Here is a 16,974-nt window from a genome sequence, read left to right on the forward strand (position 1 = left end):
AAAGATATAATAGCGTTTGTGTAAAATAAAAAGGCAGCCTTGTAATGTGAGTTTATCGTTTGTATTTTGTTCCTCTACGGAGGTGTATCTCGTAACTCCCTGCTGCTGGAGCGAAGGTACATGAAAACAAAATGCCCGTAAATATCGATTACGTCTGTTTTTATTTTACGTAAATAAAAACATTTTTAAAGGAGGAGTCAACTATGGCTCGTTATACAGGTCCAGCTTGGAAACTGTCTCGTCGTCTTGGAATCTCTCTAAGCGGCACAGGAAAAGAATTAGAAAAACGCCCTTACGCACCAGGTCCTCACGGTCCTAACCAACGTAAGAAACTTTCAGAATACGGTTTACAATTACAAGAGAAACAAAAACTTCGTCACATGTACGGCATGACTGAGCGTCAATTCCGTCGCACATTTGACCAAGCAGGTAAAATGCCTGGTAAGCACGGCGAAAACTTCATGATCCTTCTTGAAGCTCGTCTTGACAACCTAGTTTACCGTATGGGCTTAGCTCGCACTCGTCGTGCAGCTCGCCAATTAGTAAACCACGGCCACATCACAGTTGATGGATCTCGCGTAGATATCCCATCTTACCGTGTAAAACCTGGTCAAACAATCAGCGTTCGCGAAAAATCTAACAGCCTTGTTGTTGTTAAAGAAGCGATCGAAGTTAACAACTTCGTACCAGAATACTTAACTTTCGATGCTGATAAATTAGAAGCTACTTACACTCGTCACGCTGAGCGTTCTGAGTTAGCAGCTGAAATCAACGAAGCATTAATCGTAGAGTTCTACTCTCGTTAATCTCGGTACTCTGAAAAGAGTATTATTAAAAGCCTTAGGAACCTTGTTTATCAAGGGGCCTGGGCTTTTTTTATTGAATATAGCCGCTATATGTATAGAAACGGAACAATGTAACAAAATAAAACTTAACCCTCTCTCTAAAATTTCATCCATTTTTTATCCACATTAATAAAAACCTACCCCCTTCTTCTAACACTTAAAAACACTACATTCTACCCCATAACTCATTTTTCTTTGCTATACTCTCCTTTTGTTAACATTATTTTTACAACGTATTTATTTGTACATAATCTATACCTTCCCTTTTTCTATTTACACTCAACTTAAAAACCTCTTCATCACCCGAGCATCTGAATAAGATTAAAAAAACTTAATGAACAAGTATCTCTTTAACCGTCTAATTGTTAGAATATTCAATTTACAATAACTTCCTTAAATTGGTATTATTTTCTTGTAAAGGGAGGGAAAGTTCATGTCTTTAAATATGTATCTCGGTGAAGTACAAGCTCAAACAGAAAGTATGAACGCTTTCTGTACCGCTACTATTCAAGGTATGGAACAAATTATTCATTCTATTGACGCTTTTGCATTGGATACTGTTCTACAAGGACAAACATATAGCAGTGCAAAATCATTTTTTGTACAAACCTTTCGACCTTTGGCACAAGGAATCATTTATTTGTGTGAAGAATTAATTCGTCAGAATGATGCTTTTCCAAATCAATTTCAATCACAAGTCGCTTCTACAGATGTAATTGAACAAGAGATATTAGAACAAATTCGGGAAATTGACCGAATGATAGCAAGTACAGAAGCGCTCAACCAAACTATGCCGATCCCAGGTATGGACGCTATGGTAAATCTTTTTACTGTCATGAGGCAAAAACTGCAAGAAAAATTAGAACATCTATATGAATTTAATTATACTTCTAGTAATAATTATGATACTGCACTCCAACTAGCCGCTAGCATTGCGACAGGTTTAGCGGAAGTTCAAAGTGGAAAAGGTTTTAGTCCTGCAAGTGGTACATTTAGTACGCAAGGGTTGAATATGGAGTGGACGGGTCCTATTCAAGCAATTACAGAAAGTAAAGCTCGTAAAGCACAAATTGAAAAAGCAATTGCTTTACGAGAACAAGAAGCCAATAGACCATGGTATGAAAAAACAGCTATCAGTACTTGGGAATTTATGAAAGAATTTTTTCAAGGCGCTGGCAGCGCGGCTTTCGAAAGCGTTATTGGACTAGAATCACCTGATAATGATGAATTAGAAAGCAAGTTAACTTATCAAGCGGGAAGGTTCACGGGAAATGTTATAGCAGGAGCGGCTTCCATTATAGAAATTCTAGAAGGCCTTACCGTCATAGGCGGCTCTAATTTTTTAACTCTAGTCGCAACAGTAGGAACTGGTGGATTAGCATCACCAATTGCTATTACGTTTGATGCAGCTGCTACAACGGCTGGAGTTAGTCTTGTTGGACATGGTGTATTTGTTGGGCGTAATGCAATTCAAAATGGTAAGGATACTCTTCAAAAGTTCCACTCTTCTTCTAATGGGACTAGTGGTAGAATAAAGGAGAAAGCCGATGCTAACAACCTTCAAAAATCCCAGTCTTCTAGCGAGGTTGGTAATAGTGTTAAGAATACAGAAAAAATACGGATTGTTGATGGAAAAAAACAATATAATGTAAACGGAAAATGGTTAACAGATAAACAATTTTCAGCTCTTCGCCAGAAAGCTGTTCGCCACGCATGGAGACAAGAGAAAGAATTGATTAAAAAAACTGGAAAAGGAACGAGAGATTGGACCCCTGCAGAAAAACTAGAGTTATTACAAACAGGAAAAGTGAAAGGCTACGAGGGACAGCATATGAAATCTGCTAATGAATATCCTGATTTTGCTGGTGAACCAGATAACATTCAATTTTTAAAGGGAAGGAATATGGATGTAAACGAACATCTTGACGCCCATCGTGGGAATTATCACAATCCTACAAATGGCTACTATACTCCTAAGAATGATAGTATGACTGACTTTGGAGACGTTGCGCCTTGGAAACATGAATAGAGGGAGATGGTTTTATGCTAAGAAAATATTATTCAAAAAACAATCATTTACAACCATTTTTTGAGGAAGTTAATAAATATGTAGATGGTATTCACAACCTAAATAATGGAATCAGCTTAGAAGATATAACAAGCCTTCAAAATGAACTTAACATTCAAATTCCTGATATATATAAAGATTTTCTCCAAGTGTGTAATGGTGGAGAATTATTTATACCTGGAACAGTCCTGTCAGAAATTCATACAGCTGCTCGGGGCCCAAAACAGCGTGGTGGCTCCTATCTAAATGATTCGTTTAAAAAAGAACGAAGACCGACAAAGATGCCAGACACGTATTTAATCATCGCAGATTTAAACTATGGTGACTCGATATGTATAGACTTAGAATCAAGCAATGGATACGATGCAACGGTAATACAATGGGATAGGGAGACTCACAGCGTTTCTAGATCATGGAATGGTTTGGTGGAATGGTTAATGGATACCTTAGACGAAGGATCATTACTAGTAGATTATGATGGTAATGAAAAAGATTTAGACTTTTAACATGAATAGTAAAAGTAAAGCCACAAGAATTTAATGTGAAGTGAACCCGAATAGTGGTACATGAAAAAAACACCTCCTGAATTCGCATACTAAGTATGCAAATTCAATGGAGGTGTTTTTTCGTATGACGACAAGAGTTCATTACCTAGAAGAAACAAAGTGGAAAGTAATTGAAATGAAGAAAGATGGTTATTCAAATCGTACAATTATGGAGAAACTCGGAATTAAAAATGTTTCCCAAATTAAGACATGGATGAAATGGTATCGTACAGATCAAACGTATCGTTTTCAACAACCTGTAGGAAAACAATATTCTTATGGAAAAGGACCAAAAGAGCTCATTGAATTAGAACAGCTACGTTTAGAAAATAAACATCTAAAAACAAAATTACTTGTATGGGGAAAGTATCTGGAAATCGAAAGGGGCTGAAACCAGAAACTGTAGTTACTTTATGGGAAAATGTAAAAACAAGAATAACGGTAAAAGAATTGTGTAACGTATTAGAATTACCTCGTTCCACATTTTATCGTTGGGTACAACAAACGGAAGATTTGAAAGATGGTATAGAAGAGAAAGTAAAGGACGTTTGTCTTAGGCATAAATTTCGGTATGGATATCGAAGAGTGACCGCTACTCTTCGAAAAATGGGACTGTGTGTCAATCATAAAAAAGTATTACGAATCATGAGACAAAATCACATTCTTTCAAAAGTGCGTCGAAAGAAAAAGAAATATATCAATGGTGCGGAACCAATGGTAGCCCCTCATCGATTGGAGCGCCAATTCGATGCATCCAGACCAAATGAAAAGTGGTTTACGGATGTGACGTATCTCTTATTTGGAGAGCGTACCTTGTATTTATCAACGATTATGGATGCCTTTAATCGTGAAATTATTAGTTGTGTCATCAGCGAATCACAAACACTGACATTAGCGATGAAGACATTAAAACAAGCAATGAGAGGGCGAAAAGTAAAAGATGTCCTTCTTCACTCAGATCAAGGAAGTATTTATACAGCAAAAGAATTTCAAGCGTATGCCAAAGAAAACGGCATTATCACCAGCATGTCCCGGAGAGGAAATTGCCATGATAATGCCGTTTTCTTTGGTCATTTAAAAAGTGAAGCTTTCTATTCACAAAAGATAACAAAAGTATCCAACACAACTGTGCGAAAGATTGTGCTAGAATACATTCATTACTACAATTGTGTGCGAATTCAAGAAAAATTAAACCACCTATCCCCTAAAGAATTTAGGGAACAAGTGGTTTAAGTGTTTTGATTGGTGTCCCGTTTTCGGGGTTCACTTCATGATACTTTGCAAAGGTTTCAGTCTTCTTTTGGTAAGTCTGGCGAAAGAGTTACGCAGACAGGGAAACCTAACTACAAAGACTATGTAAAAGCAGAAAAAGGACAAAGACCGCCAAATTTTACTCCTACAGGAGCTAAGAGAGGCGGAGCTTTCAACGAAGCTAAGAGAGCAAGCGGTATTCCTGTTAATGAACAGCCAACTAAGGTTACACCAGCTGTAGATAAAAGAGGGAATCCTATACCTGGAAGAGACTATCATTTCAAAGATGGTAAGATTATAAGAGAACATTCAGGCGGTCATACTTATCCAGATGATCCACCCCAAAATAGAGGATCACATTTCAATGATGTACATGGGAATCATTATGACTATTAAAATTGAGGTGGTAAAATGAAGTGTTGGAATGAAGTAGAAGAAGATGCATTCTCATACTACAAATGGTTTAGTAAGGATGAAGCAATCAAAAGAGTCGGTAATTTACCAAATTTAAGTTTATTCAGTGTTAATGGCTCCATGTTATTTAGCTCAGATGAAAAAAATCAATTCAAAGAAGTATGTGGCACTGAAATCAAGCAAGTATTTATGAAACATGATTTAACTAATGTCTACAAATTTTACTTACTTGCAGCTATTGAAATCAAAGACAAAAACTCTAAAATTGAAAAATACCGAAAGGTATGGAAAGCTCTTCAAACCAAATGGAAACTCGAGGGATTTAATAAGGGTCCAGAAGTTGAAATGGAAGCTGGAGGAACAACTTTCTACTCAAGTATTGCAGAGTTTTGTCTCGAGAAACTTCCAGCTGCCATTGAAATAGTTTCTAGTAACCCTAAAAGATTTACAATCATTGCAAGTAAAAATAGTGATATAATTGCGGAAGAAAATGTTAGAAAAATTTTCAAAAAAGCATTTAATGAATATAACAAATGGAAAGATGAAATAGATTATTTTAACCTTTCCATTCATCTCTGCCCAAAAGACGATATAGTTTTTAGATGGGGAGATTCATTAGAGGAAGCGGAAATAGCTGCTATATTTAAGGGAAATATACTTACACTTTTAAATAGCTAACTGCAAAACCTTGCTAAAAATAACTACATTTCAATTAACAATTATATTATTTTAATAGAATTAAACTAAGAAAAATCCGACTCACAAAAGGCGGATTTCTTCATGTATCTAACATGTATACTGTTTTAGTTGATCTAATATTAAAAATTAGGGAGGAGTAATTATTGGCGTATTCATTACAACCTGAAATACAAGCCTGCCTTACAAAAATTGATTTTATTAAGAGATATAAAGCATTATCAAAACAATTTCCAGATAGAGAAAATACATTTGAAAACTATGAAAACGAAAAAGTAATTGCAGTATTCGAGTCTCTTGGCTATAAAGCTCGTTTTATGAAAAAAGAAAACTTTTTAAAAGTTGGAGAACTAGGTGATAAAAAAGAAAATATTATTCAGTATATACTCAACATGTAAGATTTGAAGAACTCAATAAAAGAGGTAAATATTTAGGCGAAGTTGATTTTGATTTGAAAGGAGCTAAAGGACCAGATAAATCAGGAGGGCAGGACATAAATGTTAAATAAAAAAATTGAAGAAGTAAAAAGAAAATACTACGTTGAAAAAAATATAGAAGAATATTTACAAAAGTCTTCTATCAAACTAACTCTCCCTAAACAAATAATTGATTTTTGTAATAAAAATAATATTAAAATTAAAGGAGATAGCGATATAGTATTCCCTTCAAATGATTGGTATATTACTTTACCAAGTTATGTAAAAGGCGAGTTTGAAGTTGAATATACTACATATCTTATCATTTCTAAACTAGCTAATGTATATTCTATCCTTAATTCCTTTAAAATTGTAAATAAAGATGTCAATGGCATGATGCCCACTTTAACTGGAGATTCAGAGCAAGAATATACTAGATTGCAATCTCAATTAATATCAGTTATTGAAACAACTCTAAAAGCAAGCGGATATGAAAGAATTGGTTACACAGATAGTAGCCGAAAAATAGAAGGAATAAAATTTGCAGACGATGTCGCACTATTTGGTCCCGATGTAACTGTTGATGACATTCTATTTAGGGATGTACTCGATGTAACACCTGATTGATATTTAAACTAACGTTTACGTTAGCTCTTCCTTTGTTTCAAATCAAATATCATGGAAAAGGCATATTTGATTTTACTGGTGAAAATATTATAACTAAGATACTTCAAAATGAACTGTATCAAGCGGATTATACATTTGCAAAGACTTCAATTTCACGTACGAAAAAAGAAACAAATTCAGGAAAAATTTTGAGACGTATTTGAAAGAAATGAAAGGTAAATATGCTATTGAGATTAGGTTTAGGGAGGAATAATTGATGGCATATGATTTAGAACTTGAAATAAAAGAGGTACTTGAGAAAATTGATTTTGTAGAAAGATATAAATCCTTATCAGAAAAATTTCCCGATAGAACAAATACATTTGAAAACTATGAAAACGAAAAAGTAATTGCAGTATTCGAGTCTCTTGGCTATAAAGCTCGTTTTATGAAAAAAGAAAACTTTTTTATTGTTGGTGAAGTAAAGAACAAGGATTTCTATACTTTCAGATTCAATATCAGCTTAAAATATGGTGTTGCTGAATTGATTTGGGAAGCATGGCATAATGGTGAAGTTAGAGCTGGAGACCCTTGGGACATATTTATAAGATTGTTATCAAATGACACGGAAAAAGTACCCGTGCTATATTTCCACAGTTACGATGAACTCAAAGAAATCATGAAAATTGCCTTTGAAATGTACGAAGATTTCAAGCGAGAATTAATTCCTATTTATTCATAATTTCACCTTAAAAATACATGAAGTAATGACTAAAAAACAAGGACAGACTTAAGGTTTTAGGAGAATTAATTATGAACTTAAAATTAAAACCTGAAATAGAAACAGCACTAAAAAAAATTGACTTTGTTAATAGATACACAGAACTTTCTTCTTTTTCGAGAGAAAATTATGATGCCGAAGAAATCATTCCTAATCCCAATATTGAAGAAATTCAACAAATACTTGAAAAGCTAGGTTATAAATCAGTTTATGATAAAAAAGAAAAGTTTTTAAAAGTTGGAGAACTAGGTGATAAAAAAGAAAATTTATTTTATTTTAATATTGGTATTAAAGTAAACGTTCTGGATTTTACTTGGGTAGTTTATCATAATGATGAACTAAGATTAGGTAGTCCATGGAGTCTATATTCAAGACTTTTAATTTCTCCAGACACTAGAATTAAGCCCGTACTATTTAGCGATTATGACAGCTTAGAAAAAATTTTAAAAATTACTTTAGGTATGTATGAAGATTTTAAACAAGAATTAATCCCTATCTATTCATAATGTAAAAAGCTACCGAAGACAACTAAAACAGTTACTTCGAGTAGCTTTTATTTATATATATTAAAGTTATTTATTTTCCTCTTTTTGAACATATACATAAGCATCTTTCTGCTCTTTATGTACATCCACCTTCGAATTCTCTGCAAGCTGACCCGCGTTTAGCAAAGAAAAAATAATGAGCGCTTCTAGTGACATTTTGTTTTACCACTCCTTTCTAGTTGTTATACATTTATCATACCGCTTACATGTGATTTCCGTATGAACTCGAAAAGGAGATTACAACAAAAAGGTTACAGGCATACGAATGCACGCTATAATAACCATAAAATAGGAGGTGGATTCTTTTTGACAATAAACCAAATGGTTCAACTCGGAAGTTCATTTATGTTGTTTATTACTTCAGCACTTATAAGTTGGTATCAAGGGAGTAATCTAATAGATTATCCTGATGAATGGAAATATAGCGCTAAGTTTACAAATTACTTTAAAGGTACCGTTTCAAATTACCAAGATATTTATCAAATCGATTTCTTTATATATGCGGCAAAATTTTATCCAACAGCATTTGTTGTTATGCTCATTAGCTTACTTTATATGCTCATATTAATTCTTCATATTTTATTTACAAGAAAAGATCAGGCAATCTAAATTCATACATAAAAACCCCGAATCATAGACTTTTCAGCCTACAATTCGGGGTACTATTTGTTTTATATTCGTTTCTGATTAGTAACGAATTAAGAAATATTTCTTTTTACCGCGGCGAATGATTGTGAATTTACCTTCAATGCGGTCGTTTTCTGTTACAACGTAGTCTAATGCTTGTGTACGCTCACCGTTTACGTAGATTGCGCCGTTCGTTACATCTTCACGTGCTTGACGTTTTGATGGAGAGATTTTGCTTTCTACAAGTAAGTCGATTAATACTGTATCTTCTGCAGTACGTTCTACAGATGGTACGTCTTTGAATCCTTGTTCGATTTCGCTTGCAGTCAGTTCTGCTACAGAACCGCTGAATAATGCAGCTGAAATTTTAATCGCTTGCTCTAATGCTTCTTCGCCGTGAACAAGTTTAGTCATTTCAGAACCTAATGCTTTTTGTGCTGCACGTTTTTCTGGTGCTTCAGCTACTTGCTTTTCAAGCTCAAGAATTTCTTCATGAGATAAGAATGTGAAGTATTTTAAGTATTTAACAACGTCGCGATCATCTGTGTTAATCCAGAATTGGTAGAACTCGTAAGGAGTTGTTTTCTCTGGGTCTAACCAAATTGCGCCGCCTTCTGTTTTACCAAACTTCGTACCGTCAGATTTTGTAACTAGTGGAATTGTTAAACCGAACGCTTTCGCATCTTCTTCTGATTTACGGATTAATTCAAGACCAGCTGTAATGTTACCCCATTGGTCACTACCACCGATTTGCAAGCGGCAATTATGGTTTTGGTATAAGTTTAAGAAGTCGTATGATTGTAAAATCATGTAACTAAACTCAGTGAATGAAATACCAGTATCTAAACGAGATGCTACTGTATCTTTTGCTAACATATAGTTTAAACCGAAGTTTTTACCGATATCGCGTAAGAATGAAATTACATCTAAGTTACCAAGCCAATCATAGTTATTAGCCATTGTTGCTGGGTTGTCCACGTTTTCGAACTCTAAGAAGTTTGAAAGTTGGTTTTTAATGCTTTCTGTATAGTAAGCAACTGTATCTTTCGTATTTAATGTACGCTCTGCTTTTTTACCACTTGGGTCACCGATCATACCAGTACCACCGCCAACAAGTGCGATTGGTTGGTGACCAGCTAATTGGAAGCGACGTAACATTAATACTGGTAACATATGACCGATGTGTAAGCTATCCGCTGTCGGATCGAAACCACAGTATAATTTAACGCTTTCTTTTTCTAATAATTGCTCAAGTCCCTCAGCGTCTGTTTGCTGATTAATTAGACCGCGAAATTCAAGATCTTGTAAAATACCCATATCCTACATACTCTCCTTTAAGTTCATTACTGGCGTGAAAGTTGAAAACATAAAAAAATCGCCCCTTCAAATAAGGGACGATTTTGATTATCGCGTTACCACCCTAGTTGCAGGCCAAAAAAGCCTACCACCTTATTTACATAACGGCTTAGCACCGTCTTTTCCCTTTTGAATACAATTCAATCGAAAAAAGATGCTCTAGGGGCGTAATTCACGATCATCTATGTGCTGATTTTCACCGGCCATCAGCTCTCTAAAACAGGGAAATGATCACTACTTCTCCCTTTCCACGCTCAATTATTCATATACTTTTCTTTATACCATCATTTATATAGGCGTGTCAAATAGAGGTGGAATTTCGCTTCTCTCCAATCCTTTACAACGTCGCAAAGAGTAATTTATTAGACATAAAAAGCCTCCCTCATCTATTCTTTCATAAATGTATACAGACGAGGAAGGCGCTTCGTTCAAATATTATTTTATTTTTTTAATAATCTTTGCAGGATTTCCGCCAACTACTACATTGTCCGGCACATCTTTCGTTACAACAGCACCCGATGCGATCACCGCATTGTCTCCAATTGTTACACCTGGATTAATAATTGCTCTTCCGCCAATCCATACGTTATCGCCAATTGTAACTGGTTTTCCGTATTCTGATCCACTTATACGCTCTACTGGATCAAGCGGGTGTGTTGCTGTATAAATGTGAACTCCTGGAGCTAACATACAGTTCACTCCGATTGTCACCGGGCATACGTCTAAAATTGTACAGTCAAAGTTCGCGTAAAAATTTTCACCAACGTGAATGTTATAGCCATAATCACATCTGAAAGAAGATTCAAGATGAATGTTATCTCCAGTCGTTCCGAATAATTCTTTTACGATTTCGCTACGCTCTTTTAAATGCACTTCTGGTGTTTCATTTAATTTTCTCGTTAATATACGAGCTTGCTCCCTCTCTTGAATCAAAACAGGATCAGCTGGTATGTACATTTCCCCAAGTATCATCTTTTCTTTTTCTGTTTTCATTTTCTTCTCCCCTTTAACTCATATATATAAGTTTATGATACCATAAAAAAAGAAAGGCCTGAACGTTATTTCGTTCAGACCTTCCTCTCTTAATCTTCCATCGTTGATAAGTCACCTGTTGGTAAGTTTAATTCCCACGCTTTTAATACGCGGCGCATAATTTTACCACTTCTCGTTTTCGGTAATTTATCTCTAAATTCAATTTGTCTTGGCGCTGCATGAGCTGCTAGGCCTTTCTTTACAAATTGACGAATCTCTTCTTTTAATTCATCAGATGGTTCGTATCCTGCTCGAAGCGCGATAAATGCTTTAATGATTTCTCCGCGCACTGGATCAGGAATACCAATTACACCAGCCTCTGCAACAGCAGCATGCTCGATTAATTTGCTTTCTACTTCAAACGGACCAACTCGCTCACCTGACGTCATAATTACATCATCAATACGCCCTTGGAACCAGAAGTATCCATCTTCATCCATATAAGCAGAGTCACCTGATACGTACCAATCTCCCGGCATAAAGTAAGATTCATACTTTTGCTGGTTATTCCAGATTCCACGCATCATCGCTGGCCAACCTTTACCAATTGCTAAGTTACCCATTGTGTATGGAGGAACTTCATTTCCTTCATTATCAACAATCGCTGCTTTCACACCTGGAATTGGTTTACCCATTGAACCTGGACGGATTTCCATACAAGGGTAGTTACAAATAACTTGTCCACCTGTCTCTGTCATCCACCACGTATCATGAATACGAAGTCCAAACGCGTTCATACCCCAGCGAATTACTTCTGGATTTAACGGTTCACCAACGCTTAATACGTGACGAACTTGTGATAAATCATATTTTTTAATTGCGTCTTGTCCAGCTCCCATTAACATACGGAACGCTGTTGGCGCACTGTACCAAACTGTTACACCGTAATCTTGCAGTGCTTCATACCACGCTTCTGGGCTAAAGCGTCCACCTAAAATAACATTGGATGCTCCAACTAACCACGGTGCGAAAATACCGTAAGCCGTTCCAGTTACCCAGCCTGGGTCAGCTGTACACCAATATACATCATCTTCTTTTAAATCTAATACCCATTTCGCCGTTTGATAGTGCTGAACCATTGCATTTTGCGCATGAAGCACACCTTTTGGTTTACCAGTAGAACCAGATGTGTAATGTAGAATCAAACCGTCTTCACGGCCTAACCATTCGATATGTAATTCTTTTGAAGCTTGTTCAAATAAAGGATTGAACGCTACCGTTTTACCGCCTTCTTCTACATTATCTCCAACAAGGAAGACTGTTTTTAAAGCAGGTAAATCATTTAATGGTACGCGCTCTAACAATTCAGGAGTTGTAATTAACACCTTTGCTTCGCTATCTTCTAAACGATCGCGAACTGCGCCTTCCATAAACGCTTCAAATAGCGGACCTACGATTGCCCCTAATTTCACTGCACCAAGAAGTGCGAAATATAATTCTGGAGAACGCGGCATAAAAATAAAAACGCGATCGCCTTTTTCTACATCGCCATAATTTTTCAGGACGTTTCCTGCTTTATTAGAAAAATCCTTCATTTCCTTAAATGTATATTTCTCTTTTCGCGATCCATCTTGATAATAAAGGGCTACTTTATTTTTACGATCGGATTTCGCATGCTTATCAATTGCCTCATACGCCATATTTACTCGGCCTGTTTCATTCCAAGTAAAGTTTTTATTAACCTCTTCCCAGTTAAAATTCGCGTATGCCTCATCATAATTCGGCAAATTATTTTCTCCTTTAATGACAGGAAGCGTTTCTACTTTCATACTTTACATCCCCCTCCTATGTATTCTATTATCTATTATAATGATATTATTTAAAATTTTCAGTATATTTGTTGATTTTTAGACAAATTTTTAATGACAAATTTCGATTCACATCGCATATATTATAAAGTACGATATTAATAGATTCACAAACCCTCAAGGTGGTGAGCAATACATTGATTCATAAAAAAATATATAATGCTAGAAACTTAAAAACAGCGAAAGGCACTTTAATTATTGAAGGTCCTGTCTCTACACATAACTTAGAAATGTATGAATTTCATCCAGATTTAGTTGCGTTTCGTCCTGCCGAGCAGCAATATAAAGCAATTGTCGAAATTTCTAAATTACCAGAAGCTCGTCTCATTATTGCAAGACATGACCAAACGATTGTTGGATATGTTACATACTTGTATCCTGATCCACTCGAACGATGGTCAGAAGGAAAAATGGAAAACTTAATTGAACTCGGGGCGATTGAAGTTGTCCCCGCCTTCCGCGGTTGCGCTGTCGGAAAGAACTTATTAGAAGTTTCAATGATGGACGATCATATGGAAGATTACATTATATTGACGACTGAATATTATTGGCACTGGGATTTAAAACAAACAGGCTTAAATGTTTGGGAGTACCGAAAAGTAATGGAAAAGATGATGAATGCCGGTGGCTTACAATGGATGGCTACAGATGATCCTGAAATTTGTTCACATCCTGCTAACTGTTTAATGGTCCGCATCGGGAAACGCGTTGATACGGATTCTATTCAAGCATTTGATCGTCTACGTTTTCACAATCGTTTTATGTATTAATAAAGGGGGCAACTGGAATGATTGTAGAAGAAATTATGAATCAAGATGTAGTGACACTACATCCAAACGATACAATCGAAACAGCAATCCGAACGATACGCACGAAAGGCATTCGGCACATTCCAATTGTCGATCAAAATAATCATGTCGTAGGCATTATTTCTGATCGGGATGTAAGGGATGCAAGTCCGTCTATTTTAGATGAACAAGTTTCACTCGATATGCTGAAGCAACCACTTGAACTTATTATGAAACATCCTGTTATGACTTGCCATCCTCTCGATTTCGTTGAAGAAATTGCTACTTTATTTTTTGAAAATAAAATTGGCTGTCTCCCTGTTACAAAGGCTGGCAAGCTAGTTGGAATCATTTCTGAATCTACTGTACTGCACACGTTAGTGAAATTAACAGGAGCACATCAACCGAGTTCACAAATTGAAATTCAAGTAAAAAACGAACCTGGTATTCTTGGAAAAGTCGTTGCTATTTTTAGTGATTTGCAAATAAATATCGTGAGCGTTCTCGTCTATCCAGCAAAAGATGAGAATGATAAAGTACTCGTTTTCCGCATTCAAACGATGAATCCGCTAAAAGTGATTGATGCACTTGAAGCAGAAGGCTACCGCGTATTATGGCCGAATATTATGGGGATGCAAGCATGAGTAGCGCATTTATTTATTCGGATGACTTTCGGGGCTATTCGTTTAGCCCTGATCATCCTTTTAACCAACTGCGCGTCACACTCACGTATGATTTATTACAAAAGGGCGGTTTTATCTCTCCCTCCCAAGTCATCTCACCACGGATGGCTACAGATGAAGAGATCGCCTACGTTCATACAGAGGAGTACATAAATGCGGTAAAACGTGCTGGAGAAGGTAAGTTAGAAAAATCAATTGCGATGACATATGGACTCGGAACAGAAGATACACCGATGTTTCCAAATATGCACGAAGCAAGCGCATTACTCGTTGGCGGTACGTTAACTGCTGTCGACGCTGTTCTTTCCGGGAAAGTAAAACACGCGCTTAATTTAGGCGGTGGCTTACATCATGGCTTCCGCGGCAAGGCATCTGGCTTTTGTATTTATAACGATAGTTCCATCGCAATGAAATATATACAGAAAAAATACGGTTTACGTGTTTTATATATTGATACAGATGCTCATCACGGTGATGGTGTACAGTGGTCTTTTTACGACGATCCTAACGTATGCACCATTTCACTACATGAAACTGGGCGTTATTTATTCCCTGGAACTGGTGCTGTAAATGAACGCGGACAAGGTAATGGCTATAGTTATTCTTTTAACGTTCCACTCGATGCCTTTACAGAAGACGAATCGTTTTTAAATTCATATCGAACTGTAGTAAAAGAAGTTGCCGCATACTTTAAACCGGATATTATTTTAACGCAAAATGGCGCTGACGCACATTATTATGACCCACTTACACACCTTTGCGCCACGATGAATATTTACCGTGAAATACCGAAGCTCGCTCGCGAAATCGCTAATGAATATTGCGAAGGTCGCTGGATCGCTGTCGGCGGTGGTGGCTATGACCACTGGCGCGTCGTCCCAAGAGCTTGGGCACTCATTTGGCTCGAAATGAACAACATCCAAAACATCTCAGGTTATCTCCCTCCAGAATGGATTGACGCTTGGAAAGGACAAGCTGAAACAGAACTTCCTCTCACATGGGAAGATCCAGACAACATGTATAAACCGATCCCCCGTAAACCAGAAATTGAAGAAAAGAACGCATTAACTGTAACGAAATCTCTTGAAATTATTCGGAATAATATGACAAAATCTTTGTACTAAAGAAAAAGGAGGCTCGTTTTTGAATAGCCTCCTTTTATTTATAGCTTGCTATTATTGTCGGTTTCTGTCGGTAAGTCGATATATTTTGATAATCGCTGATATATTTTAATAACCGCCGATATATTTTATTTCATAATTAAGTGATCCAACTTTTATGAGAAAAGGTCGTGATATTATGTGGACACAACAAATAATCAACACGAAACGTGGCACATTTGAAATCTTTACAAAAGGAAATGGCGAACCGCTTTGCATTACACATCACTATTCACAATTTAATGAAACTGGTGATTACTTTGCGAATGTTTTCACTGCTACGCATCGTGTATTGCTCATTAATTTACGAAACGCTGGTAACTCAGCAAAAGCCAATTCAGAAAAAGAATTAAGTATGATTGAAACCGTTCACGACTTAGAAGCAATACGAGAAGCATTGCACCTTCCAATATGGCATTTCGCCGGTCATTCAACAGGCGGTATGCTTGGACTTTTATATGCAATTACATATCCAAATTCCTTACAATCATTAGCCTTGGCCGGAGCTGCAGCAAGTAACTATACCGAAACATCATTTTGTATTTATCACCCGACACATTCACAGTTTCATTATATGCAAAAGCTCATCGAAAACTTAAAAACCCCTCACCTTACAAATGCAGAAAGAAAAGAACTATCTACTAATAGGACAAAATTATCATTGTATAAACCCGAAAACTATAACTCTTATTTTAGTAAATCAATCCAAAAAACAATGTCCGCTAGCCGGATGAATGCTTTCGCCAATGAATATCCTTCATTTGATTTAAGAGAGCATTTACCTTCCATCCAAACAAAGACACTTATTATATGCGGAAGACATGATGTACAGTGCCCAATTCAGTATTCTATTGAGATGCATGATGGCATACGTAATTCTATCTTTGTGATATTTGAGGAGAGTAACCATTATCCTTTTTTAGAAGAAGCTGCTCAGTTTACTTCTACTACTCAAACATTTTATAAATCGTTACACTAGTACCGCTATTATTAAGGAAAGCTCACAGTCTCTATAAGACTATGAGCTTTTTCAAAAGAAATATTTCACACTAGGAACAACAAGAAGAACAAAAAAATGATTAAACCTACATCAAGTAATACTGCCTTTTTATCTCCTTCTTTTAAACTTATAATAAAACTAGAAATTATTTTAATTCCAAAAAAGACCATCATAAATAACCAACCGAAATGATCATTCGTAGAATCTTCATCATAAAACATTTGTATTGCACCGATAATTAATAAGATAAGTATGATATTAGTTCCAATCTTTAAAGCCTTGTTTGATTTATTATCTTTTAATGTATCTCTCAAAATGTAGCACGCCCTCTCATGCTCTCCTATGTTTTATCT

The 16,974-nt window shown here is 36.1% G+C and carries 19 protein-coding genes, 1 pseudogene and 1 other annotated feature; of the genes and pseudogenes, 15 read left to right on the forward strand and 5 right to left on the reverse strand.

The window, feature by feature from the left end; translation table 11 throughout:
* The first annotated feature begins 203 nt into the window (after positions 1–203).
* The 10 genes and pseudogenes from rpsD to ACLBWW_RS04890 all read left to right on the forward strand — a co-directional run bounded on the left by rpsD (position 204) and on the right by ACLBWW_RS04890 (position 8,128).
* Positions 204–806 (forward strand): 30S ribosomal protein S4, encoded by a 603-nt coding sequence (gene rpsD / locus ACLBWW_RS04845; RefSeq protein ID WP_000135322.1) that lies wholly within the window; start codon positions 204–206, stop codon positions 804–806.
* Positions 807–1,278: 472 nt separating this feature from the next.
* Positions 1,279–2,874, forward strand: a complete 1,596-nt coding sequence (locus tag ACLBWW_RS04850) for a T7SS effector LXG polymorphic toxin (RefSeq protein WP_262720635.1) — start codon at positions 1,279–1,281, stop codon at positions 2,872–2,874.
* 14 nt (positions 2,875–2,888) lie between these two features.
* On the forward strand, positions 2,889–3,419 hold the full coding sequence (locus ACLBWW_RS04855; RefSeq protein ID WP_098076523.1) for an SMI1/KNR4 family protein: 531 nt from the start codon (positions 2,889–2,891) through the stop codon (positions 3,417–3,419).
* A 124-nt stretch (positions 3,420–3,543) separates the two neighbouring features.
* Positions 3,544–4,691 (forward strand): IS3 family transposase gene (locus ACLBWW_RS04860; RefSeq protein ID WP_262720636.1). Its coding sequence is split into 2 segments (ribosomal slippage): positions 3,544–3,796 and positions 3,796–4,691, totalling 1,149 coding nucleotides; the frame shifts between segments, so codons are not numbered across the junction.
* A 12-nt stretch (positions 4,692–4,703) separates the two neighbouring features.
* On the forward strand, positions 4,704–5,105 hold the full coding sequence (locus tag ACLBWW_RS04865) for an HNH/endonuclease VII fold putative polymorphic toxin (RefSeq protein ID WP_098830549.1): 402 nt from the start codon (positions 4,704–4,706) through the stop codon (positions 5,103–5,105).
* Positions 5,106–5,120: 15 nt separating this feature from the next.
* On the forward strand, positions 5,121–5,801 hold the full coding sequence (locus ACLBWW_RS04870) for a hypothetical protein (RefSeq protein ID WP_098048104.1): 681 nt from the start codon (positions 5,121–5,123) through the stop codon (positions 5,799–5,801).
* Between the two features lie 164 nt (positions 5,802–5,965).
* Positions 5,966–6,181 (forward strand): annotated as a pseudogene (locus ACLBWW_RS04875) (hypothetical protein); the annotation flags it as partial.
* 135 nt (positions 6,182–6,316) lie between these two features.
* Positions 6,317–6,862 carry a hypothetical protein gene (locus tag ACLBWW_RS04880; protein WP_098137033.1) on the forward strand — a complete coding sequence of 182 codons (546 nt, stop codon included), beginning with the start codon at positions 6,317–6,319 and terminating at the stop codon, positions 6,860–6,862.
* 256 nt (positions 6,863–7,118) lie between these two features.
* Positions 7,119–7,583, forward strand: a complete 465-nt coding sequence (locus ACLBWW_RS04885) for a hypothetical protein (RefSeq protein WP_098721430.1) — start codon at positions 7,119–7,121, stop codon at positions 7,581–7,583.
* A gap of 71 nt (positions 7,584–7,654) precedes the next feature.
* Positions 7,655–8,128, forward strand: coding sequence for a hypothetical protein (locus ACLBWW_RS04890; RefSeq protein ID WP_098641762.1), 474 nt, complete (start codon positions 7,655–7,657; stop codon positions 8,126–8,128).
* 66 nt (positions 8,129–8,194) lie between these two features.
* On the opposite strand, the gene ACLBWW_RS04895 is transcribed toward ACLBWW_RS04890, so the two are convergent.
* Positions 8,195–8,323 (reverse strand): hypothetical protein, encoded by a 129-nt coding sequence (locus tag ACLBWW_RS04895; RefSeq protein ID WP_000050944.1) that lies wholly within the window; start codon positions 8,321–8,323, stop codon positions 8,195–8,197.
* 63 nt (positions 8,324–8,386) lie between these two features.
* Here ACLBWW_RS04895 and ACLBWW_RS04900 point away from each other — a divergent pair, with 63 nt between their 5' ends.
* Complete coding sequence (locus ACLBWW_RS04900) at positions 8,387–8,776, forward strand: YjdJ family protein (protein WP_081114006.1); 390 nt, start codon at positions 8,387–8,389, stop codon at positions 8,774–8,776.
* A 78-nt stretch (positions 8,777–8,854) separates the two neighbouring features.
* Here ACLBWW_RS04900 and tyrS read toward each other — a convergent pair whose 3' ends face one another.
* The 3 genes from tyrS to acsA all read right to left on the reverse strand — a co-directional run bounded on the left by tyrS (position 8,855) and on the right by acsA (position 12,951).
* Positions 8,855–10,111: a tyrosine--tRNA ligase gene (tyrS, locus tag ACLBWW_RS04905; protein ID WP_000512075.1), complete on the reverse strand. Its 1,257-nt coding sequence runs from the start codon at positions 10,109–10,111 to the stop codon at positions 8,855–8,857.
* A gap of 70 nt (positions 10,112–10,181) precedes the next feature.
* Positions 10,182–10,410 (reverse strand) — a binding site (T-box leader).
* Positions 10,411–10,585: 175 nt separating this feature from the next.
* Positions 10,586–11,143 (reverse strand): maltose acetyltransferase domain-containing protein, encoded by a 558-nt coding sequence (locus ACLBWW_RS04910; RefSeq protein WP_048544469.1) that lies wholly within the window; start codon positions 11,141–11,143, stop codon positions 10,586–10,588.
* 89 nt (positions 11,144–11,232) lie between these two features.
* The gene (gene acsA, locus ACLBWW_RS04915; protein ID WP_046956190.1) at positions 11,233–12,951 is read right to left on the reverse strand and encodes an acetate--CoA ligase; all 1,719 of its coding nucleotides are present in this window, start codon (positions 12,949–12,951) and stop codon (positions 11,233–11,235) included.
* A 176-nt stretch (positions 12,952–13,127) separates the two neighbouring features.
* Here acsA and acuA point away from each other — a divergent pair, with 176 nt between their 5' ends.
* The 4 genes from acuA to ACLBWW_RS04935 all read left to right on the forward strand — a co-directional run bounded on the left by acuA (position 13,128) and on the right by ACLBWW_RS04935 (position 16,600).
* Complete coding sequence (acuA, locus tag ACLBWW_RS04920; protein WP_048544470.1) at positions 13,128–13,760, forward strand: acetoin utilization protein acetyltransferase AcuA; 633 nt, start codon at positions 13,128–13,130, stop codon at positions 13,758–13,760.
* A 17-nt stretch (positions 13,761–13,777) separates the two neighbouring features.
* A complete protein-coding gene (locus ACLBWW_RS04925; RefSeq protein WP_000634566.1) occupies positions 13,778–14,422 on the forward strand; it encodes an acetoin utilization AcuB family protein in 645 nt (214 codons plus the stop codon).
* On the forward strand, positions 14,419–15,585 hold the full coding sequence (gene acuC, locus ACLBWW_RS04930) for an acetoin utilization protein AcuC (RefSeq protein WP_098048111.1): 1,167 nt from the start codon (positions 14,419–14,421) through the stop codon (positions 15,583–15,585). The genes ACLBWW_RS04925 and acuC overlap by 4 nt, the downstream gene beginning before the upstream one ends.
* 154 nt (positions 15,586–15,739) lie before the next feature.
* A complete protein-coding gene (locus ACLBWW_RS04935) occupies positions 15,740–16,600 on the forward strand; it encodes an alpha/beta fold hydrolase (protein ID WP_095205710.1) in 861 nt (286 codons plus the stop codon).
* Between the two features lie 65 nt (positions 16,601–16,665).
* On the opposite strand, the gene ACLBWW_RS04940 is transcribed toward ACLBWW_RS04935, so the two are convergent.
* A complete protein-coding gene (locus ACLBWW_RS04940) occupies positions 16,666–16,935 on the reverse strand; it encodes a hypothetical protein (protein ID WP_048544474.1) in 270 nt (89 codons plus the stop codon).
* Positions 16,936–16,974 lie beyond the last annotated feature (39 nt).

This window comes from Bacillus sp. M5A3_1b (genome assembly GCF_053345335.1).

Bases quoted from the DNA above. Each gene is read 5' to 3' on its own strand.
- ACLBWW_RS04935 (WP_095205710.1), top strand. From the start codon at position 15,740: ATGAGAAAAGGTCGTGATATTATGTGGACACAACAAATAATCAACACG.
- ACLBWW_RS04870 (WP_098048104.1), top strand. From the start codon at position 5,121: ATGAAGTGTTGGAATGAAGTAGAAGAAGATGCATTCTCATACTACAAA.
- ACLBWW_RS04855 (WP_098076523.1), top strand. From the start codon at position 2,889: ATGCTAAGAAAATATTATTCAAAAAACAATCATTTACAACCATTTTTT.
- rpsD (WP_000135322.1), top strand. From the start codon at position 204: ATGGCTCGTTATACAGGTCCAGCTTGGAAACTGTCTCGTCGTCTTGGA.
- ACLBWW_RS04895 (WP_000050944.1), bottom strand. From the start codon at position 8,323: ATGTCACTAGAAGCGCTCATTATTTTTTCTTTGCTAAACGCGGGTCAG.
- ACLBWW_RS04925 (WP_000634566.1), top strand. From the start codon at position 13,778: ATGATTGTAGAAGAAATTATGAATCAAGATGTAGTGACACTACATCCA.
- ACLBWW_RS04850 (WP_262720635.1), top strand. From the start codon at position 1,279: ATGTCTTTAAATATGTATCTCGGTGAAGTACAAGCTCAAACAGAAAGT.
- ACLBWW_RS04900 (WP_081114006.1), top strand. From the start codon at position 8,387: ATGAACTCGAAAAGGAGATTACAACAAAAAGGTTACAGGCATACGAAT.
- ACLBWW_RS04880 (WP_098137033.1), top strand. From the start codon at position 6,317: ATGTTAAATAAAAAAATTGAAGAAGTAAAAAGAAAATACTACGTTGAA.
- ACLBWW_RS04910 (WP_048544469.1), bottom strand. From the start codon at position 11,143: ATGAAAACAGAAAAAGAAAAGATGATACTTGGGGAAATGTACATACCA.
- ACLBWW_RS04890 (WP_098641762.1), top strand. From the start codon at position 7,655: ATGAACTTAAAATTAAAACCTGAAATAGAAACAGCACTAAAAAAAATT.
- tyrS (WP_000512075.1), bottom strand. From the start codon at position 10,111: ATGGGTATTTTACAAGATCTTGAATTTCGCGGTCTAATTAATCAGCAA.
- ACLBWW_RS04885 (WP_098721430.1), top strand. From the start codon at position 7,119: ATGGCATATGATTTAGAACTTGAAATAAAAGAGGTACTTGAGAAAATT.
- acsA (WP_046956190.1), bottom strand. From the start codon at position 12,951: ATGAAAGTAGAAACGCTTCCTGTCATTAAAGGAGAAAATAATTTGCCG.
- acuC (WP_098048111.1), top strand. From the start codon at position 14,419: ATGAGTAGCGCATTTATTTATTCGGATGACTTTCGGGGCTATTCGTTT.